Source organism: Thiorhodococcus minor, from assembly GCF_010820565.1.
GTDB lineage: Bacteria > Pseudomonadota > Gammaproteobacteria > Chromatiales > Chromatiaceae > Thiorhodococcus > Thiorhodococcus minor.
Genome location: NZ_JAAIJQ010000067.1, coordinates 1 through 19,973 on the forward strand (window position 1 = coordinate 1; position 19,973 = coordinate 19,973).

At 66.8% G+C, this 19,973-nt stretch carries 16 protein-coding genes; 15 read left to right on the forward strand and 1 reads right to left on the reverse strand.

Features of this window, described 5'->3' with window-relative positions; genetic code table 11:
• Positions 1–133: 133 nt before the first annotated feature.
• The 7 genes from G3446_RS18815 (at position 134) to G3446_RS18845 (ending at position 9,399) form a co-directional block, all read left to right on the forward strand.
• On the forward strand, positions 134–622 hold the full coding sequence (locus tag G3446_RS18815; RefSeq protein WP_164454376.1) for a formate dehydrogenase subunit gamma: 489 nt from the start codon (positions 134–136) through the stop codon (positions 620–622).
• A complete protein-coding gene (locus G3446_RS18820) occupies positions 619–2,172 on the forward strand; it encodes a formate dehydrogenase beta subunit (protein ID WP_164454377.1) in 1,554 nt (517 codons plus the stop codon). Before G3446_RS18815 ends, G3446_RS18820 begins: the two co-directional genes overlap by 4 nt.
• Positions 2,173–2,325: 153 nt before the next feature.
• Positions 2,326–5,196, forward strand: a complete 2,871-nt coding sequence (fdhF, locus tag G3446_RS18825; RefSeq protein WP_164454378.1) for a formate dehydrogenase subunit alpha — start codon at positions 2,326–2,328, stop codon at positions 5,194–5,196.
• 142 nt (positions 5,197–5,338) lie between these two features.
• Complete coding sequence (gene fdhD / locus G3446_RS18830) at positions 5,339–6,193, forward strand: formate dehydrogenase accessory sulfurtransferase FdhD (RefSeq protein ID WP_164454379.1); 855 nt, start codon at positions 5,339–5,341, stop codon at positions 6,191–6,193.
• Between the two features lie 290 nt (positions 6,194–6,483).
• The gene (locus G3446_RS18835) at positions 6,484–6,813 is read left to right on the forward strand and encodes a formate dehydrogenase subunit delta (RefSeq protein ID WP_245232595.1); all 330 of its coding nucleotides are present in this window, start codon (positions 6,484–6,486) and stop codon (positions 6,811–6,813) included.
• 627 nt (positions 6,814–7,440) lie between these two features.
• The gene (locus G3446_RS18840; RefSeq protein ID WP_164454380.1) at positions 7,441–7,704 is read left to right on the forward strand and encodes a hypothetical protein; all 264 of its coding nucleotides are present in this window, start codon (positions 7,441–7,443) and stop codon (positions 7,702–7,704) included.
• Between the two features lie 195 nt (positions 7,705–7,899).
• Positions 7,900–9,399, forward strand: coding sequence for a sigma-54-dependent transcriptional regulator (locus G3446_RS18845; protein ID WP_164454381.1), 1,500 nt, complete (start codon positions 7,900–7,902; stop codon positions 9,397–9,399).
• Positions 9,400–9,429: 30 nt separating this feature from the next.
• Here G3446_RS18845 and G3446_RS18850 read toward each other — a convergent pair whose 3' ends face one another.
• Positions 9,430–10,467, reverse strand: a complete 1,038-nt coding sequence (locus tag G3446_RS18850) for a phospholipase A (RefSeq protein ID WP_164454382.1) — start codon at positions 10,465–10,467, stop codon at positions 9,430–9,432.
• Between the two features lie 424 nt (positions 10,468–10,891).
• Here G3446_RS18850 and G3446_RS18855 point away from each other — a divergent pair, with 424 nt between their 5' ends.
• The 8 genes from G3446_RS18855 to G3446_RS18890 all read left to right on the forward strand — a co-directional run bounded on the left by G3446_RS18855 (position 10,892) and on the right by G3446_RS18890 (position 19,973).
• Positions 10,892–12,301, forward strand: a complete 1,410-nt coding sequence (locus G3446_RS18855; RefSeq protein ID WP_164454383.1) for a ribonuclease J — start codon at positions 10,892–10,894, stop codon at positions 12,299–12,301.
• 472 nt (positions 12,302–12,773) lie between these two features.
• Entirely contained in the window at positions 12,774–13,808 is a 1,035-nt protein-coding gene (locus G3446_RS18860) for an amidoligase family protein (protein WP_164454384.1), read from the forward strand.
• Positions 13,781–14,446 (forward strand): gamma-glutamyl-gamma-aminobutyrate hydrolase family protein, encoded by a 666-nt coding sequence (locus G3446_RS18865; RefSeq protein ID WP_164454385.1) that lies wholly within the window; start codon positions 13,781–13,783, stop codon positions 14,444–14,446. Before G3446_RS18860 ends, G3446_RS18865 begins: the two co-directional genes overlap by 28 nt.
• A gap of 178 nt (positions 14,447–14,624) precedes the next feature.
• Complete coding sequence (locus G3446_RS18870; protein ID WP_164454386.1) at positions 14,625–15,131, forward strand: YqaA family protein; 507 nt, start codon at positions 14,625–14,627, stop codon at positions 15,129–15,131.
• Positions 15,132–15,752: 621 nt separating this feature from the next.
• On the forward strand, positions 15,753–16,553 hold the full coding sequence (locus G3446_RS18875; RefSeq protein WP_164454387.1) for a hypothetical protein: 801 nt from the start codon (positions 15,753–15,755) through the stop codon (positions 16,551–16,553).
• Positions 16,554–17,284: 731 nt separating this feature from the next.
• Positions 17,285–17,758 carry a dual specificity protein phosphatase family protein gene (locus G3446_RS18880; protein ID WP_164454388.1) on the forward strand — a complete coding sequence of 158 codons (474 nt, stop codon included), beginning with the start codon at positions 17,285–17,287 and terminating at the stop codon, positions 17,756–17,758.
• Positions 17,755–18,813 (forward strand): pyridoxal phosphate-dependent aminotransferase, encoded by a 1,059-nt coding sequence (locus G3446_RS18885; RefSeq protein WP_164454389.1) that lies wholly within the window; start codon positions 17,755–17,757, stop codon positions 18,811–18,813. The genes G3446_RS18880 and G3446_RS18885 overlap by 4 nt, the downstream gene beginning before the upstream one ends.
• A 182-nt stretch (positions 18,814–18,995) precedes the next feature.
• The gene (locus G3446_RS18890) at positions 18,996–19,973 is read left to right on the forward strand and encodes a peptidase U32 family protein (protein WP_164454390.1); all 978 of its coding nucleotides are present in this window, start codon (positions 18,996–18,998) and stop codon (positions 19,971–19,973) included.

Here is a 19,973-nt window from a genome sequence, read left to right on the forward strand (position 1 = left end):
CCCCCCCCCAGCCAGCCCTACACCTCGCTCCCCCCCACCACCGCCCCGCCACCAAAGACAGCCCTCCGCCCACCCAACTCACCCCTGACCACAGACCACAGACCACAGACCACTGACCACCGAGAGAGACCCCATGCCGACTGCCCAGCCCATCGACCTGGACGCCGTGTCCGGCATCATCCGCGAGCATGCCGACCTGCCGGGCGCCATGCTGCCGACGCTGCATGCCATTCAGCACAAGCTCGGCTGGATCCCGGCCGAGGCGGTGCCGCTCGTCGCGAGCGCCCTCAATGTGTCACGGGCCGAGGTGCAGGGTGTCCTGGATTTCTACCACGAGTTTCGCCGCACACCCCCGGGCCGGCACGTCGTCCAGATCTGCCGGGCCGAGTCCTGCCAGGCGATGGGGGGGCAGGCGCTCGAGGCCCATGCGCGCGCCGAGCTCGGCGTGAATTTCCATCAGACGACGGATGATGGCGCCGTTACGCTGGAGCCCGTCTACTGCCTCGGCAACTGCGCCTGCTCGCCGGCCATCCGTGTCGACGACGATGTGCATGGGCGTGTCAGCGCAGACGGCTTCGATGCACTCATGGCCGAGCTGCGCGGCGCGGAGGCGGCGGCATGAGCATGCGTCTCTTCGTCCCCTGCGATTCGAGCGCGCTTTCGGTCGGCGCGGACGCCGTGGCGCGGGCCATCCAGGCGGAGGCCGAGCGGCGCGGCGATGCCGTCGAGCTGGTCCGCAACGGCTCGCGCGGCCTCATGTGGCTGGAGCCCATGGTCGAGGTCGAGACGCCGGCCGGACGCATCGCCTATGGCCCGGTGACACCCAAGGATGTGCCCGAGCTGTTCGACAAAGGCTTCCTCGACGGACGACCCCACCGCCTCGGGCATGGCCTGACGGATCACATCCCCTATCTGGCGGGCCAGGAGCGGCTCACCTTCGCCCGCGTCGGTCTGGGCGATCCGCTCGACCTCGACCACTACCGCGCCAACGGCGGATTCGCCGGCCTGGAGCGGGCGCTCGGGATGTCGTCGGCGGAGATCGTCAAAGAGGTGACCGACTCCGGCCTGCGCGGCCGCGGCGGAGCGGCCTTCCCCACCGGGGTCAAATGGAAGACGGTGCTAGACGCGGAGGCGGATCGGAAGTATGTCGTCTGCAATGCCGACGAGGGCGACTCCGGCACCTTCTCCGACCGCATGCTCATGGAAGGCGATCCCTTCTGCCTCATCGAGGGCATGACCATTGCCGCGCTCGCCGTGGGCGCGACCCAGGGCTACATCTACAACCGCTCCGAATATCCCCACGCGCAGAAGACGCTGCAGTGCGCCATTGCCAAGGCGCGGGATGCCGGCTATCTGGGGCCGGACGTCTGCGGCTCCGGACGCGCCTTCGAGCTGGAGGTCCGCATGGGCGCCGGCGCCTACATCTGCGGCGAAGAGACCGCCATGCTGGAGAGCCTGGAGGGCAAGCGCGGGCTGGTCCGCTACAAGCCGCCCTTGCCGGCCATCTCAGGCCTCTTCGGGCGGCCCACGGTCATCAACAACGTCATGAGCCTGGCCTCGGTGCCCATCATCCTGGCCCAGGGCGCCGGCTTCTATCGCGACTTCGGCGTCGGGCGCTCGCACGGCACCCTGCCGTTCCAGCTCGCCGGCAACATCCGCCACGGCGGCCTGGTCGAGAAGGCCTTCGGGCTGACGCTGCGCCAGCTGCTCTACGACTATGGCGGCGGCTCCGCGAGCGGCCGGCCGATCCGTGCCGTCCAGGTCGGCGGCCCGCTGGGTGCCTATATCCTCGAGTCGCAGTTCGACGTCCCGCTCGACTACGAGGAATACACCAAGATGGGCGCCATGATCGGCCACGGCGGCATCGTCGCCTTCGACGACAGCGTCGACATGGCCCAGATGGCGCGCTACGCCATGGAGTTCTGCGTCATCGAGTCCTGCGGCAAGTGCACGCCCTGTCGGATCGGCTCCCAGCGCGGGGTCGAGGTCATCGACCGCATCATCGCCGACCAGGATCGCGCCAAGAACCTCGCCCTGCTGGACTCTTTGTGCGACACCATGATCAAGGGCTCGCTTTGCGCCATGGGGGGCATGGCGCCCTATCCGGTGCTCTCGGCCGTCAAGCACTTCCCGGAAGATTTCGGGATTCACCCCTCGGCGCGGGCGGCCTGACCTGGCGCTCTGGCTCCCAGGCTCCAGCATGGGAGTCCGTCAGCGACGCTCCAGCGTCGTGACCCGGCCCGCAGAGCGGGCGGCTTGCATTCCTACGCGGAGCGTGGGAGCGAGATAGCAATGACGCGAGCCCGGCTCGCGGGAGTCAGATCCATGTCCCTGCATCGTGACCTCGACTACGGAACCCCGGCCCGCGTCAGCGAGCACTGGGTCAATCTCACCATCGACGGCCAGCCGGTCTCGGTGCCCGAGGGCACCTCGATCATGCGCGCGGCGGAGGAGAACGGGGTCCCCATCCCCAAGCTGTGCGCGACCGACAGCATCGAGCCCTTCGGCTCCTGCCGCCTTTGCCTGGTCGAGATCGCCGGCAAGCGCGGCTACCCGGCCTCCTGCACCACGCTGGCGGAGGAGGGGATGCAGGTGCGCACCCAGTCGCCCGAGCTCATGGAGCTTCGGCGCAACGTCATGGAGCTCTACATCTCGGACCATCCGCTCGACTGCCTGACTTGCTCCGCCAACGGCAACTGCGAGCTGCAGGACATGGCCGGCGTCGTCGGCCTGCGCGAGGTGCGCTATGGCATGGACGGTGAGAACCACTTCGACGCCGAGTCGGCCAAGCCCAAGGACGAATCCAACCCCTACTTCACCTTCGATGCCGCCAAGTGCATCGTCTGCAGCCGCTGCGTGCGGGCCTGCGAGGAGGTGCAGGGGACCTTCGCCCTCACCATCTCGGGCCGCGGTTTCGCGTCTCATGTCGCCGCCGGTCAGGACGAGCCCTTCATGACCTCCGAATGCGTCTCCTGCGGGGCCTGCGTCCAGGCCTGCCCCACGGCGACCCTGATGGAGAAGTCGGTCATCGAGCTGGGCCAGGCCGAGACGTCGGTCGTGACGACCTGCGCCTACTGCGGCGTCGGCTGCGGCTTCAAGGCTGAAATGAAAGGAAACCAGGTCGTGCGCATGACGCCCTGGAAAGACGGCCAGGCCAACCACGGCCACTCCTGCGTCAAGGGCCGCTTCGCCTGGGGCTATGCGACCCATCCGGATCGCATCACCACGCCCATGATCCGCAAGCATATCCAGGACCCCTGGCAGCCGGTGAGCTGGGAGGAGGCGCTGGACTACGCCGCCTCCGAATTCAAGCGCATCCAGGCGGAGCACGGACGCGGCGCCGTCGGCGGCATCACCTCCTCGCGCTGTACCAACGAGGAGACCTACCTGGTCCAGAAACTGGTCCGCGCCGCCTTCGGCAACAACAACGTCGACACCTGCGCCCGCGTCTGCCACTCGCCGACCGGCTATGGGCTCAAGCAGACGCTCGGCGAGTCGGCCGGGACCCAGACCTTCGACTCGGTGCTCGCCGCCGACGTCGTCATGGTCATCGGCGCCAACCCCACCGACGGGCACCCTGTCTTCGCCTCTCAGCTCAAACGGCGGCTGCGCGAGGGCGCGCGCCTCATCGTCGTCGACCCGCGCGGCATCGATCTGGTCAAGAGTCCGCACATCCAGGCGGACTACCACCTCAAGCTGCTGCCCGGGACCAATGTCGCCATCCTGGACGCCCTGGCGCATGTGGTGGTGACCGAGGGGCTGGTCGACGAGGCCTTCGTCGCCAGCCGCTGCGAGGCCGATTCCTTCGCGGCCTGGCGCGATTTCGTGGCGCTGCCGGAGCATTCGCCCGAGTCGCTGGAGGCGACCATCGGCGTGCCGGCCGAGCAGCTGCGCGGCGCGGCGCGCCTCTTCGCCGAGGCGGGCAACGCGGCCGTCTACTATGGCCTTGGCGTGACCGAGCACAGCCAGGGATCGACCGCCGTCATGGCCATCGCCAACCTGGCGATGGCGACCGGCAACATCGGGCGGCTGGGCGTCGGCGTCAATCCGCTGCGCGGCCAGAACAACGTCCAGGGCTCCTGCGACATGGGCTCCTTCCCGCACGAGCTGCCCGGCTACCGGCATGTGTCCGATGCCGCGACCCGCGCCCTGTTCGAGGGCGAGTGGGGCGTGCAGATCGACCCCGAGCCCGGCCTGCGCATCCCCAACATGTTCGAGGCGGCGCTCGACGGCAGCTTCAAGGGCCTCTATTGCGAGGGCGAGGACATCGTCCAGTCCGACCCCAACACCCAGCACGTCCAGGCGGCGCTCTCGGCCATGGAGTGCCTGGTGGTGCAGGACATCTTCCTCAACGAGACCGCCAAGCTCGCCCACGTCTTCCTGCCGGGCTCCAGCTTCCTGGAGAAGGACGGGACTTTCACCAACGCGGAGCGGCGCATCTCCATGGTGCGCAAGGTCATGCCGCCGCTGGGCGGCAAGGCGGACTGGGAGGTGACCGTGGAGCTGGCGAAGGCGCTCGGGTATCCGATGGACTACAGCCATCCCTCCGAGATCATGGACGAGATCGCGCGTCTGACGCCGACCTTCCAGGGCGTGAGCTACGAGCGCATCGCACAGCTCGGCAGCATCCAATGGCCCTGCAACGAGGCGCAGCCAGAGGGCACGCCCATCATGCATGTCGATGCCTTCGTCCGAGGCAAGGGGCGCTTCATGGTGACGCGCTATATTCCGACCGACGAGCGGGTCAACCAACGCTTCCCGCTGCTGTTGACGACGGGGCGCATCCTGAGTCAGTACAACGTCGGCGCCCAGACCCGGCGCACGCCCAACGTCGAGTGGCACGGCGAGGATCGCATCGAGATCCACCCGCACGACGCGGAGGAGCGCGGCATCCGCGAGGGCGACTGGGTCGGCGTCAGCAGCCGGGCAGGCGAGACGGTGCTGCGCGCGACCGTCACCGAGCGCGTGCAGCCGGGTGTGGTCTACACCACCTTCCACTTCCCCGAGTCCGGCGCCAACGTCATCACCACGGACAACTCCGATTGGGCGACCAACTGTCCCGAGTACAAGGTCACGGCGGTGCAAGTCGTCCTGGTCAATCAGCCGTCCGAGTGGCAGGAGCGCTACCGGGAGTTCTCCAAGCAGCAGCTGGACCTCTTGCCGCGCAAGTCGAAACGGGCTGCGGCTGATCTTTGAGCCAGAAAGGACAACAAATCAATCACCTAGGGTGGACAAGCACAGCGCAGTCCACCAGCGCCGGAGCTGGATCCGGTGGACTTCGCCCTGGCTCGTCCACCCTACGGCCTGTCAGTCAAGGGTTTGAGCCCAGAGACCACTGATGGAATGCCCACTGCCATTGAGCCTGACACCAGAGGATGACGCCCCGATCGAGGACTGGCCCGACCAGTGCCCGGTCGAGGTGCATCAGCTCGACGGCGGACAGGTGGTGCGGCGTGCCGACCGGGTCATCGAGGAGGTCCCCGTCGCCCTGGTCTACAACTGCATCTCGCACGCCGTGATGCTGGCGACGCCGACGGACCTCATCGACTTCGCCCTGGGCTTCAGCTTGACCGAGGGCATCCTGCGCTCGGCCGATGAGATGCTCGACTGCGACCCGGGCAGGGCTGGCGAGGCCGGCATCGAGATCCGTCTCTCCATCTCTGGCTGGCGCTTCGCCGAGCTCAAGGAGCGGCGGCGCACCCTTTCCGGCAAGACCGGCTGCGGTCTCTGTGGTGTCGAGAGTCTCAAGGCGCTGGAGCGGCCGACGACCCGCGTCCGGCGCACCTGCCGCCCGGCTGCGGGCGCCATCGGCCGCGCCCTGGCGGAGCTGCCCAGGCACCAGCACCTCTTCCGCGAGACCGGCGGCGGGCACGCCGCGGCCTGGATCGACGCCAGCGGCTGCGTCGAATTGGTGCGCGAGGATGTCGGCCGACACAATGCCCTGGACAAGCTCATTGGTGCGCTCTACCGGCAAGGCTTCAAGCCGCACGACGGCTTCGTCATCTGCACCAGCCGGGCGAGCTTCGAGATGGTGCAAAAGACCATGACCGCCGGCATCGGCCTGCTGGTCGCGGTCTCCGCGCCGACTGGCGCCGCGGTGCGCCTGGCGGACGAGGCCGGCATGACCCTGGTCGGCTTCGCACGTGGAGAGCGGATGCTCGTCTACACTCATCCGGGGCCGATCTTGGACTGACGCGGCTTCTACGGGCAGGTGCCGCGCCGGTCTCGGATGTGCTCGCTGGCCGGAAAATCCTTTAGCGTCGATTCGGTAATTCGAACCGCAAAGGCGCAAAGGACACAAAGAAAAAACGAGTCTTGCCTGTTCCGTGTCGTTCACCCGTGAGTGCCGCGCTCGACTCCGAGCTGCGATCCGGGTACTGATGTGAGCGCCATCAATGCTGGGAGTGTCGGCCTCCAGGCCGACAGGTGTTGACCTGGAGGCCAACGCTCCCAGCGTCCCGCTCTCCTCAAGAACAAGATGGGATGGAGCTAGGTGCACAAGATCCGCGCCGCAACGCATTGGAATCCTTTGTGCTCTTTGCGCGCTTTGCGGTTCAAATTCCCTATTACCCGGAGCTGCCCATGGACATGCAAAACCTTGTCAAGATGGCGAATCGCATCGGCGACTTCTTCGGCGCCTGGCCTGATCGCGATCAGGCGCGCGAGGAGATTGCCGGTCATCTCAGGCGTTTCTGGGACCCCCGCATGCGCGTCGAGATCATCGATTACGTCGAGTCGGAGGGCGGTGCCGGCCTCCAAGACATCGTGATCGAGGCCGTCAAGGCGCTCGAGCGACCAGGCGCGCCGGCTTAGGGAGTGTCCGTCAACTGCCTCCCGCTGTTCTGGTTACGAAGCTCCTGCTTCGTGACCTCGGCGACGAAGCGCTGCTTCACGACGCCGAGCACTTCCGACCCCTGCACCAGGCCAAAAGCCGGGCTTACCCTCAGACTCGCGAAGCGGAGCTTCGCCTCGCGGGTGACGCAGCTGGAGCTGCGTCACCAGAGACCCGAATCGGGAAACAAAACATGGACAGCTCCTTAGTCAGCGCAACCAGCCGTCTCCACTCGCGTCCCGCCGTTTGGGCGTTTCACGTGTTCGCTGGTTTTGGTGGTGGTTTTCAACCGCCGCCGGTGGAAAACAGCCTGTCAACCTTTTGTGCTAGCGTGTCTCTGCCCCCGATAGCTGCCGCCGCATCATCCGTGCGTGCAGATGGTGTTTCGGCACGCGCCGCCGCGCTTGGTCAAGGTCCGCGATCGACTACTAAGGCATGGCGAAGGAAGAGGGTAGATGGCACTGGCACTGGCATTCGCATTGCTCAGTCAATTCGTCAGGAATTCTTTCGCGTCCGCGTGGTCATTGGTACTTACACGGGCACCGAGCCGATTGCGCTCAGAGACAGAGCCAGTCGATCTCCCAACTGGAAGCGACCGAGAACCCAAGATGAAAAAAGCGCTGTACATGCATAACGATCGCCATTCTCGTCCTTGGCTCGAAGATTTCGCGCGCGCCCTCATGCAGAGGGGAACGGACGCCCGGCTTCTGCTGGAGGCCGATTTCGACGGCTGGGGGCACGCCGATGTCTCGGACGGTCCGTCGCGGCTGGAGGCGCGCATCCGCAGTCTGTTCACAGGCTTCGCTGGCGCCACCTTTACGAATCCCGCGCTGAACGGCAGTTTCCTCGCCCGCGGCGGTCGTTGGGGCTGAGCCTGGTCGGGCGCTCCCGCCGGGCGTCTTGCTGGATGACCGGCGGTGTCCCGCTCCCCCCGTGCTCAGGCGGCCGAGCACAGCCTCTAGAGCCAGCCAGGCGCGCCTCCACCTCGGGGTGAGTGTGTCTCGGCTGCTCACCCCGCGACGCCACTTCAGCGCGCTCATCGCGCCGAACAGGAGGAACCGCGAGTCATGGCCGATTCCCTGCTCATCATCGAAGACGACACCACCTTTGGCCGCGAGCTCGGCCGCTATTTCGCCTCCAAGGGCTGGGAGGTCCACGCCGCCAAGACGCTGGCACAGGCAAGGAAGGCCGTCTTGGAGGAGGGTGTCGACCCGCTCGTCATCATTTCGGACATGAGCCTGCCCGACGGCAATACCCTGGACCTGCTCGAAGAGGCCCGGGCCGCGCGCGCGGCGGGTGAGTGGATCCTGCTGACCGGCTATGGCGGCGTCTCCGATTCGGTACGCGCCCTGAGGCTGGGTGCTTTCGATTTCCTCGAGAAGCCCTGTCCGCTCAGTCGGCTCGAGCTGGTCGTCGCCGGCGCCCGCCGCGCCGGGCTTGCGCAGCAGCGGCTGCGCTCGCAGACCAGCGACAAGATCCGCAAGTACACCCCGGCATCCTACATCGGCGGCAGCGAGGTCACCCAGCAGGTGCGCGACATGATCGCGCGTCTCGCCGAGGTGCCGATCAGCGCTCTCATCATCGGCGGCGAGACCGGCACCGGCAAGGGGCTGGTCGCCCGCATTCTGCACCACGCTGGGCCTCGGGCCGAAGGGCCCATGATCGAGGTCAACTGCGCCGCGCTGCCGCGCGAGCTCCTGGAGTCCCAGCTCTTCGGACACGAGGCCGGTGCCTTCACCGGCGCCAAGGGGCGCCATCGCGGCTATCTGGAGCAGGCGCACGAGGGCACCCTCTTCCTCGACGAGATCGCCGAGATGGACCTCGATCTTCAGACCAAGCTGCTGACCGTCCTGGAAGATCGGCGTCTGCGTCGGCTTGGCTCGGAGAAGGAGATCGAGGTCGATGTGGAGATCATCGCGGCGAGCAATCGCGACATCGAGGAGCGCGTGGCCGAGGGCGCCTTCCGCAGCGACCTCTACCATCGGCTCAGCGTCTTCCGTCTGGACCTGCCGCCGCTGCGCGAGCGCCTAGACGACCTCGAAGAGCTGGTGACGACCCTGATCGACGAGTACAACGCCCGCTCGGGCCGCGCCGTGCGCAAGGTGCCCAAGGAGGTCTACGACCGCATGCGTGCCTATCACTGGCCCGGCAACGTCCGCGAGCTGCGCAACGTCGTCGAGCGCGCCGTGCTCCTGGCGCGCGACGAGGTCTTTCCCATCGAGTGGCTCCAGCTCGACCACGGTCGCCCCAAGGAGCCGGCTGGCCCCAATGTCGAGGGCGACCGCCTCATCATCCCGCTGGACGGCAGCATGGCGCTGGACGAGATGGACAGCTACATCATCCGCACCGCATTGGAGCGCAGCGGCTACAACGTCACCGCGGCTGCGCGCGCGCTCGGGACGACGCGGGAGACCCTGAGATACCGCATCCAGAAATACGGCCTGTCGACGCGGCCGGGGGATCAGGCGCAGGCGCGCGGTGCCTCCGGTCAGCCGGCCTCCGTGGACGCCCTCATGCGGCGGCCGGAATCGCTGGAGCGCGATCGGCCGCCACAGCTCCTCTCCTGAGCGCTCCCGCCAGGCTTTCGGCGCGAGGGGCTAGGGCCACTCGTTGACCATGAAGCCCACCCCGATGCGGTTCACCGACTGGTCGTAGTCCAGCAGGCTCTCCCCATAGCCATTGAAGTACTGGACGTAGAAGCGAATGGTGTCGCCAAGCGGGTAGCTCCAGTCGAGCTGGACGCTGGGGTGCGTCAGGTTGCGGAACATGACGCCGAAGTGATGCTTCTCCAGGTCGTAGCTCGCGTGCAGCTCGCCGTAGCCGAGGTATTCGTAGATGTCCGGGTTGTCCGAGGGGCTGGTTTCGAGCGGTGCCCAGATCCGCAGCCCCAGGCTGAGATCCCCCCGCTCGGCCTCGAACTGACCGATCAGCCGATTCCAGCTACGCGACAGTGGCTCCGAGCGCCCGTTGGACTGGTGGTTCGCCATGGCGCGGACGGAGCGCAGCGTCCAGCCGAAGGCCGACAGATCCGGCTGCCAGTTGAAGCCGACCTCCGGCTCGTAGTTGGTGTCACGGAAAGGCGAGGAGTACTCCTGGTTATAGGCCTGGAAGAAGGCGAGCTGGGTGTAGGCGAAGTAGAGGTCGAGCGGCTGGTCCATGATCTCGGTCCAGACGGGGACCTCGAAGCTGATCTGGAACTTCATCTCGACGTTGTCCAGGGCGTCGCCGAGGAAGGGGATGTCGATACTCTCCGTCTCCGGGACATTGCGGTTGGGATTGTCGTTGTAGGTCGCTGGCAGCAGATAGTTCGGCCGATAGAGACGCACGCCAAGGAAGCGGCGTTTGTCAGACTCATCCAGTTGCATCTCGGTCTCGCCCGTGGCCGGGACCGCGTTCGCGGTCATCGGCTCGCTGGCCGGCGCAGACTCGCTTGGGGCTGGCGTGAGCGCTAAGGCGTCGCTGGCTGGTGCCTTGGACCCGGCGAGCGCATCGAAGCAGGCTAGGCGCTTGCCCGCGTCCGCTAGCTGGGCACAGCGCGCCAGGCCCGTCGAGAGGTCCGACGCGACAGCTAGGGCGGGGACTGAGGCGCAGAGCAAGGGCGTAACGAGCGCGAGGGCGGCTTTTTGCGCATACATCTGGGGGTCTCGGTGAGTGTGTGAAGGGGGCAGGGCCGACTCTGCTCAAAAGCCGGACCGAGATCAACTGTGAATGTCGGCGAGCCGCCCTCAGCGGAATCATCCTTGCGAGCTTGAGATGGGTGTCTTCCATCTTGCTCCCACACTCCGCGCAACAACGCAGTCCCCCCGATCCGCAGGCCAAACGCGACGCTGGAGCGTCGCTGACCTGCTCCCACGCCGGAGCGTGGGAGCGAGAAAGCAAAATAAAATCAGCCGCGTAGGGTGGACAAGCGCAGCGCAGTCCACCAGCCCAGGCACGGATTCGATGGGTGCCTTCCATCTCGTCCCCACACTCCGCATAGCAACCCATTCCGCCCGCTCCGCGGGCCGAACGCGCAATCCTCCAATCGAAACCATCCCCCTCTGCCCTTATCCTTATTCCATGGCCGTCGACGACCCCTCCGACCTCATCCCCAAATCAGACGAAATCCTCTTCCTCCCGCTCGGCGGTGTCGGCGAGATCGGGATGAATCTGGCCCTTTACGGCCACGACGGCGCCTGGCTCATCGTCGACATCGGCATCACCTTCGGCGGCGACGACTTCCCAGACCACCGCGTCATGATGGCGGATCCGAGCTTCATCACCGCGCGGCGCGCTCGCCTGGCGGGCATCCTGCTGACCCATGGGCACGAGGACCACATCGGTGCCTTGCCCCATCTCTGGCGGCGGCTGCGGTGCCCGATCTATGCCACGCCCTTCACCGCGGCGCTGGTGCGCTACCGGCTGGCGCAGGCTGGGGCGGAGGATGCCGTCGTCGAAGAAGTGACCTGCGGCGAGCGCTTTCAGGTTGGCCCCTTCGATGTCGAGTACATCGGCATGACCCACTCCATCCCCGAGCCCAACGCCATCCTGCTGCGCACCGCCGCCGGCGCCCTCCTGCACACGGGCGACTGGAAGCTGGACGACCGCCCCGTCGTCGGCCGCCGCTATGATGTCGCCCGGCTCCACGCCCTGAAGCGCGAGCCCCTGCTGGCGCTGGTCGGGGACTCGACCAACGCCGTCGTCGAGGGAACGACAGGGTCGGAGAGCGATCTCTTCGCGCCGCTGCGCGAGGTGGCGGAGCACGCGACCGGCCGCGTCGTGGTGACCAGCTTCGCGAGCAACGTCGCCCGCCTGGTGACCCTGGCGCGGGTGGCGGAGGCCGTCGGGCGGCGCTTCGGTGTCGTCGGTCAGGCGATGGAGCGCATGGTCGCCGTGGCCCGCGCCACCGGCTACTGGCCGGATGACCTGCCCGAGCTGGTCGACGCCCGTCACCTCGGCTTCCTGCCGCGCGAGGAGGTCTTCGCCGCCTGCACCGGCAGTCAGGGCGAGCCGGGCTCGGCCCTGGTGCGCATGGCGGCGGACAGCCACAGGCATCTGCTGCTGGACCCGGGCGACAGCGTCATCTTCTCCTCCAAGCTGATCCCGGGAAACGAGCGCTCGGTCGAGCGGCTCCAGGCGCGTCTGCGTGAGCTGCGCATCGAGGTCACGACCGACCTGGACGCAGAGATCCACGTCTCCGGCCATCCGGCGCAGGGGGATCTCGCCCGGCTCTATGGCTGGATTCAACCACCCCTCCTCATCCCGGCGCACGGCACACCCAGGCACCTGGCCGCCAACGCCGCCGTCGCCGACGCCTGCCACATCCCCCAGGTCCGACTCATGGCCAACGGCGACGTTTGCAGGCTGACGCCTCAGGGCGCCGGTCTGCTCGGCAGCGTGGAGAGCGGGCGCCTGACGCTGAAGGACGACGGTCGGCTCGTCCCAGTGTCACGGGACTTGCTTGACCAGATGCGGGCCAAGGTGCACTGAGCACCAGAGAGGATTTCACCGGACAAAGAGGAGTTGAACCGCAAAGGACACAAAGAGCGCGAAGGATTACAACATCTTGTCTGCCGAGCGATGCTCACCGAGAGGGTGAAGCAAGGCTCGGCCCCGGATTGTCAGTTGGGCCATGAGGGTGGACGAGCGCGAGAGACTGTGAAGAAATTCTGCGTAGGTTGGGCTGAGGTACGAAGCCCAACATGGCGGCTAGCCTAACGCTTTGATTGTTGGCCCCCCTGCGTCGGCCCAACCTACACCAATCTGCGATCTTCGCGGTACGCTTGGATGACTCTCACAGTCTCGCGAGTGAAGTCCACCGAATCCCACGCCGGCGTTGGTGGACTGCGCTGTGCTTGTCCACCCTACGGGCATCCTCGGCAAGCTATTGTTTTTCTGGCGTTATTGACGCTTTTGCGGTTCGAATCGCCGAATCTAGGTTTCACGGAGACAGGCTGAGCGAATGACCAATCAGCAAGGGCAAGACCCGAGTCTTGCGCAGGCGTCCGGTCCTTCCGGGCGAGACGGGTTCAGACAGCCGCCGAGTCTGCACAACGCCGATGGCGCGCTGCGGACCGTCGGCTTCGAGCTGGAATTCTCCGGGCTCTCGCTCGATCAGACCCTGGAGGCGCTCCAGTCGGGGCTGGGCGGCGAGCGTCAGCCCCTTTCGGCGGCAGAGCAGCGGCTGGAGGTCGAGGGGCTTGGTGGCTTCAAGGTCGAGCTGGACTGGAGCTACCTCAAGCGCAAGGCGGCGCAGGCGGCGGAGGACAAGTCGGACGCCGAGTGGATCGAGCTGGTGAGCCAGGCGGCGGCGGTCCTGGTGCCCGTGGAGGTGGTCTGTCCGCCGATTCCGATCACGGAGCTGGGCGCCTTGCATCCCATGACCGAAGCCTTGCGCCGCGCCGGGGCGGTCGGTACGGACGAGTCGCTGCTCGCAGCCTATGGCGTGCACATCAACCCCGAGATCCCGCGGCTGGAGGCCGAGACCCTCTTCGCTTATCTGCGCGCCTTCGCCCTGCTGCAGTGGTGGCTGGTCGAGTCCCACGCGGTCGACCTGACGCGCAAGGTGAGCCCCTACATCGACCTCTACTCCGAGGCCTATGTCGTCCAGCTCCTCGCGCGCGACGCACCTGACCTCGATCAGATCTTCAGCGATTATCTGGAGCACAACGCCAGCCGCAATCGCTCCCTGGATATGCTGCCCCTGCTTGCCGAGCTGGACGCGGAGCGGGTGCGCCGCGCGGTCGACGACCCCAAGATCGGCGCGCGCCCCACCTTCCACTACCGGCTGCCCAACTGCCACATCGAGCGGCCCGACTGGTCGCTCGCGGCCTCCTGGAACCTCTGGTGCGTCGTCGAGGCGCTGGCCCATCGCCCCGACGACCTGCGCGCCCTGGGCGATGAATTCCTGGCCGCCTCGCGGCCGATCTTGGGCGTCAGCCGCAGCGACTGGGTGGAGAGGATGGACACATGGCTGAACGACCGAGGATTGGCATAACCGGCAACGGCAGGCGCTGGGCGCCGGCCTGGTGGTGTGCGCGGCTCGCCGTGCTGTTCGCCGGCGGCACTGCAGAGCGCATCAGCGTGCGCCACCCGCCCAGCGGCAAGCCCCTGCGCGGACTCATCATCGGCGGCGGCAACGACATCAGCCCAGAGCACTACCAGGGCGACATCCTGGAAAAGGTCAAGACAGATCCGGAGCGCGACGCGCTCGAGATGGAATGGATCCGCCGCGCGCTCGACGCACGCATGCCTCTGCTCGGCATCTGCCGGGGCGCCCAGCTCATCAACGTGGTCCTGGGCGGCAGTCTCCATCAGGACATCCGCCCGCTGCGCAAGCGCACCAAGAACCGCCCCGGCCTGCTCCCCACCAAGCAGGTGCGTCTTAGCGCGGATGCGCGCCTGGTCGAGATCTGCGGTAAGCCGCACCTGCGCGTCAATAGCCTGCACCACCAGGCCGTCAAGGACCCCGGCGAGGGCATCCGCATCGTCGGCTGGGACCTCGACCAGCTCGCCCAGGCCATCGAGAGCGCCGACGGACGCCCCATCCTGGGCGTCCAGTGGCACCCCGAGTACCTCTCCTATCTCCCCTCCCAGCTCGCCATCTTCCGCTGGCTGGTGACCGCCGCCGACTGATGGGCCTCAGAAGACGGTTTGAACCGCAAAGGGCGCGAAGGGCGCGAAGGGCGCAAAGGGTTTCGATGCGTTACGGATCTGATCCTGCTCACCCAGTGGTTGAAAGTTGCATATCGGTCAGCCCTTTCATCTTCTTCGCGTTCTTTGAGCCTTCGCGGTTCAAATCACCGATTCCAGCATGACCGCCTACCTCGTCCTCTTCAGCTCGGCCTTCCTCGCCGCGACCGTCCTCCCCTTCTACTCCGAGGTCGTGCTCTTCGCCCTGCTGCGCGAAGGCGGCGACCCCGCTGCCCTGGTTGCCACCGCCACCGCCGGCAACACCCTCGGCGCCGTCGTCAACTGGCTCCTCGGCCGCTACCTGCTGCACTTCCGCGACCGCAAGTGGTTCTACTTCAGCCCCGACCAGATCGACCGCGCCCAGCGCTGGTTCCAGCGCTACGGCTACTGGACCCTGCTGCTCGCCTGGATGCCCGTCGGCGGGGATGCCCTAACGCTCATCGCCGGGATCATGCGGGTCCGGCTGTGGATCTTCTTGGTGCTAGTCGGGTTGGGGAAGGGGGTGCGGTATGTGTCTGTTGTGTATTTGAGTGGGTGGGTGGGTTGGGGGGAAGCGGTTAGCTTTCAGGCTCCGGCCGCCAGCAGTCAAACCAGAGTCTCGTCGCGGACCTGCGCTGCACCTCGGTAACGCCAACACCGGCCCACGCGAGGATCAGGTGAGGCGAACGCGGGGATGGGCAGAGACCATCATGTTAATCGGTCGTGCCACCAGCGGCATGCGCTGGATCTAGGATGTGCGATTTCCCCGTTTTCCGCTCCAACCCGTTCATGTAGTTTTCGTGTCTAGTGTAGAGCGGACAGGGATGAGCGCGCGTCGTCGCCTCGCCAGCAGCGAGTCGCCGAGATGCGCCTTGATCCAGTGATCGACATCGACGGTGCGCACGCGCTCGAGGGCGTCGCGGATCAGCGCCGGCGTCCACTCGGTGAGAGAAAAAAACAGAAAAACAGAACAGAAAAACAGTGTCAGGTCTTGTCTTTTGCCGCACCGCCCCAGGGGATCGCTAACGCCGGTGCGGGATTCGGTGGGCGTCGCTCTCGCTTGTCCATGCTACGGGTCTGCTCGGCCTGTTTTGCCGCCGGCCCCTTTGCCCGAGGCCAACCGCAGGTAGGGCAGTCAGATCGAAGTCGAAACCAAGGCGCAGACGCATCCCTCGCGCGTTCAGGGGCAGTTCAGGGAGGGCCGGATAAGCTATCTTCGCGATGGTGGACCGATCCACCCCGCCAACAACTTGTGAGCAGGAGAATCCAGATGAAGCGCCGAAGCCTTCTGAGCGCCCTTTCCGTCGGGCTGATCGGCTTGATCGTGAGCTTGCCGGCGACCTCCTTTGCGCGCGACGACCGGGATCCGATCGATGTGCAGATCGTGGACAACCGTGGTCGGGAGTTTCGCCAGTATGAGGTGCCGGTGCGCGGCCAGGCTCGCACCACCTTGACCCGTGCCTATATCGAGGCCAAACCCGAGCGCAACTACGCGGTTCGCGTGCGTAACAACACCGGCCGTCGTATGGGCGTGGTGATCGCGGTCGATGGCCGAAACATCATCTCCGGCCGCAGGTCCGAGCTGGCCAACGACGAGCGCATGTACATCCTGGGCCCCCATGAAAGCGCCGTCTACGAGGGCTGGCGCACATCGAAGAACCGAGTCAACCGCTTCTATTTCACCGATGCCGAGGACTCCTATGCCGATGCCTTCGGGGATCACAGCGCCATGGGCGTCATCGCCGTCGCCGCCTATCCGGAGAAGCCACGGCGTAAACCCCAGCTCGCGGAGCCCTTCTCCGACGGAGCTGACCGCGCCATGGCACCCAGAAGTGCCGGCCCGGGCACGGGCTTCGGCGACTCGGAGTGGTCGCCGTCCCGGAAGGTCGAGCTCGATCCGGTGCGCCATCCCGTCGCCAAGTATTTCGTGAAGTACGAGTGGCGCGAGTCGCTGTGCCGCAAGGGCATCATGGATTGCGAACGACATCGCCCGCGCCCCCCGCGTAACCGCTTCTGGCCGGAGGGCGATGGCGGCTTCGCCCCCCATCCGCCTGGCTGGCCGCAACGCTGACCAAGGGCCCTAGGTTGGGGGCTCATACCTCGCCCCAACCTACGAGAATCCGGACGTGTTGGGGATGACGCAGAGGTAAGGACTCACGCGATCTTGGCGGGCCTTGCTCGAAGGGGCTCCGTCACTTCACGCTAGGGTCGAGTCTCGCATCGCTATTCGTGTTGGGGGAATGCGATCCGGCCGGGAGGCCGCCCGGCCTGCCGTCGCTTGTTGGCGCGACCGGACAGTTCCCGCAGTTCAGATTCCTCCTGGCCGTGCCCCTGTGTCAGGGGCGGCACACCTCCACTTGTTGAAGAGAACGACTGAAAAGCTCGGATAAGCCGAGCCCTCATCTTGCCTTTGCTCTGGCCCGCTTGCTTTCTCATCTGGGCGACGGCTCGAGAGTCGTGGGTGGCTCAGAGGTCTCCAGTGGTCTCCGCCTGTCGCCGTCATCGCCACAAGGACGGAGAAGGCGAGCCTAGTACCCGTTGTTTAAGTTGGAGAAATTCGCGCAATTGCGGTTCGGGCCACCGAGCCGGCAAACCTCGCCAGTCCGCGCCGCCTAGCGCCGTCGACAGGCGCGACGAGGTGCGTTTCCTGTCGTGTCCGGATCCATCGCCCCTGCCCGCAGAATGCCCGACCAATGTATTCAGGTACATTTCCTGCTGTTTTTCCCCTCGCCGTGAGTCTTGGCCGATCTCGGTCAGGCCCGCGGATAGAACAAGAATCAGATTCCGAGGAGGGGAGGGTCCATGGCGATCGATTTCATCACCGATCAGGTCGCGGTCGGGGCGCGGGAAGATGCGCTGTCGGCGGATGCCTTGGCAGAGGCGGGTATCGACTTTGTGCTCAGTCTGGTGCTCGACATGGAGACGCCGGGCGTGCGGCAGGTGCGGCTCGAGGTCAGGGATCGCGAGCCCTTGTCGACCTGGACCATGGCGCGGGCGGTCGAGCTGATAGCCGCCGAGGTCGATGCGGGCCGGCGCGTGCTGGTGCATTGCCACATGGGGCTGTCGCGCTCGCCCGCCATCGTCCTCTGCTACCTGCGCGAGCGCTGCGGCATGACCATGCGGGACGCGCTGCGGGCCCTCAAGCAGGCGCGTCCGCAGTCCATGCCGCACCCGGCGTTGCTCGCCTCGATCATCGGCTACTACGACGGGGCTCCGAGCGATCTCCAGCCTGCCCCCGGGCGCGCCGCCTCGGCGCGGGAGGGGATGGCGCCATGAGCGAGACCCCTGTGACGACAGATCTCTCGGCCAACGAGAACCCGCTCGGGCCTTCGCCCAAGGCCTTGGCCGCCATCGAGTCGGCGATGGTCGGCCTCAACCGCTATCCCGACCGCAGCTGCGCCCGGCTCAAGGCGGCCTTGGCCGAGCGGCTGGGTGTCGACCGCGAGCAGCTCGCCATCGGCAATGGCTCCTGTGAGCTGCTGGAGCTGGCGGTGCGCGCCCTGGTGCGGCCGGGGCAGTCCGTGGTGATCGGCACGCCGGGCTTTCCCGCCTACCGAGGCGTGGTCCAGCGGGCCGGCGGCAAGGTGCGGCTGGTGCCGGCGCGCAGCTACTTCGACGACCTCGACGCCATGCTGGCGCAGATCGACGAGACGACCCCTTTGGTCGTGCTCGGCAATCCGACCAATCCGGCCGGGACCCTGTCCGGACGCGAGCGGCTCATGGGCTTTCTGCGCCGACTGCCGGCGGGCGTGACCCTCATCCTGGACGAGGCCTATCACGACTATGTCGATACCCGCGAGTACCCGGACGCCGTGGATCTGCAGCGCGCGGGCTGGCCGGTGATCGCGCTGCGGTCCTTCTCGAAGGCGCACGGGCTGGCCGGTCTGCGGGTCGGCTACGCGGTGGCCGCCCCCGACGTGATCGCGCGTATCGAGACCGGGCACCAGCAGTTCAACACCAACACCCTGGCCCAGGCGGCGGCCCTGGCTGCGCTCGATGACGAGGCGCACCTGTGGATGTCGGTCGGGCTCAACCGGGTCGGGCGCGGCGAGCTCTTTCAGGGGCTGGCGGCGCGCGGGCTCAACCCGGTCCCCTCCCAGGCCAGCTTCATCCTCTTCCCCGTCGCGCACGCGGCCTCCCTGGCGGGGCGGCTGGCCGAGCGGGGCGTGCTGGTGAAGCGGCTCGCGCGCTACGGCCTGGACGACCACGTCCGCGTCAGCACCGGAATGCCGGAGGATCATTGCCGCTTCTTCGAGGCGCTGGATGGGGTCCTGGGTGAGAGCGAAGGGGTCGTCGCGGTTCGATCCGCGTGTCCGGTGCTTGGTGGATGAGCCGAACCGCTAAGGCGCGAAGATCGCGAAGGGTTGGCATGGGCTGCGGAGGCTGTCGCTTCGGCTCCGCAGGTGGGGCTTGCACGACGACAAGCCCTTGTCTTCCTGAGCGCCCTTCGCGCCTTTGCGGTTCGATTCACTGAATGTCGAACGAACGATAAGAAGAGACGGAGGAGGACGGAATGGTCCTGATGATGGCTCCCGGCGGGACCGAGGAGATGGCGCGCGCCGTGCTCGCGGAGGGTGCGGACGCCGTCTACATCGGTGTCATGGGCTGGTCGCGGCGCGGCGCGGTCTTCGAGATGTCGGACGAGCAGATCCGCCGCCTCATCGACCATGCCGCCGCCATGGGCAAGGAGGTGCGCATCGTCGTCAACACCATGCCCAGCTCGACCGAGGTCCCCATGTTCATCGAGCGCGTGCGCCAGTACGCGGGCTGGGGCGCGGCCGGCTTCATGGTGAGCGACATCGGCTGCATGCGGCTGCTGCGCGACCAGGTGCCGGAGGCGCAGGTTCACACCAGCGTCGGCTGCGGCATCACCAATGTCGAGGACGTGCGTTTCCTCGCCGAGCAGGGCGCGACCTATGTGGTGCTGCCCTATCGGCTGAGCGTGCGGGAGATCGCCGAGATCAGGGCGACCACAGGTGTCGGCATCGAGGTCTTTCTCTTCAAGACACCCTCCGGCGGCAAGATCTGCCCCGGCAAGTGCATGATGTCGAGCTACTTCTCCTTCAAGCGCGAGCTCGATGAGCACGGCAAGGACCTCTTCCACGGCTCCGCCGGCCGCGGCGGCGACTGTCTGCGCGTCTGCCAGAGCCATTGGCGGCTCAATGCGGGTGGGGTCTCGCTGCTCGAGGACATGACCATCAAGAGCAACCCCGCGCTCTGGCTGGAAGAGCTGCCGGCCTACCTCGGCGCGGGCGTCAACTGCCTCAAGGTGCCGGGGCGGGATCGCTCGGTCGAGCTGGTGCGCGACATCACCCGGCTCTACCGCCGCGCGGTCGATCTCATCCTGTCCACCGACAACCCGAATCTCTCGCCCTTCGCCGAGCCGCTGGCGACCTGCCGCGAGCGCTGGCGCACCGAGCGTGGCCGGCGGGATGTGCGGCTGATCGGCCAGGCGGAGCAGATCGCCCGTGTCATGCCCAAGGTGGCTTGA